This window comes from Nocardioides ginkgobilobae, assembly GCF_054781275.1.
Genome location: NZ_BAAGUS010000058.1, coordinates 1 through 732, shown reverse-complemented (window position 1 = coordinate 732; position 732 = coordinate 1). Strand labels below are relative to the sequence as shown.

The window sequence follows — 732 nt, the reverse complement described above, 5'->3', positions numbered from 1 at the left end:
GATCCGTAAGTTCTTGGCTGGCCCGGGAGGGTCGGGTGTGGCTGAGCCTTGATCGCCTTGCTGGTGGCTCCGGTGGATTGGCCGCCCGGCTTCTCCTGGGGCGCCTTGGCTGCTGATTGAGATGCGCGTTCTGGTCGCTGTTTACGGATCCGCCAGCGAGGAGCTCTTCGGGCCGATGATGGAGTCGAACGGTTCGAGGGGAGCGATGGGAATGAAGCCAGTCCCGCAAGGCTGGGCAGGAGTCGACGTCGGCAAGGGTCACCACTGGGTGTGCCTGATCGCCGAGGATGGGACGACCCTGTGGTCAAACAAGGTCATCAACGATGAGACCACGATTCTGGAGGCGATCGGCGAGGTCTGTTCTCGCGCCGAGCAGGTGACCTGGGCAGTGGACGTGACCGGCACGATGTCCGGGCTGCTGCTGGCGCTGCTCGCGGCGCATGACCAGAAGGTTAAGTACGTACCCGGCCGGGTCGCGAACAAGATGGCCGACACCTACCGCGGTGAGGCCAAGACCGATGCCCGTGACGCCTACGTCATCGCCGAGACCGTTCGCCAACGCGGCGATCTGACCGAGGTCGAGGTCGCCGCGACGCTGGTGACCGAGCTGCGGCTGCTGGTTACCCACCGCACCGACCTGGTCGCTGACCGGGTCCGGCTGATCAACCGGCTCCGCGACGTGCTCAGCGGCTACTTCCCCGCACTGGAGCGGGCTTTCGACTACGCCCACAG

The 732-nt window shown here is 65.6% G+C and carries 1 protein-coding gene; it reads left to right on the top strand.

What is annotated here, in order from left to right; genetic code table 11:
• Nucleotides 1-211: 211 nt before the first annotated feature.
• The coding region (locus ACYVID_RS18180) for an IS110 family transposase (protein ID WP_460739483.1) at nucleotides 212-732 on the top strand (521 nt) is incomplete at its 3' end.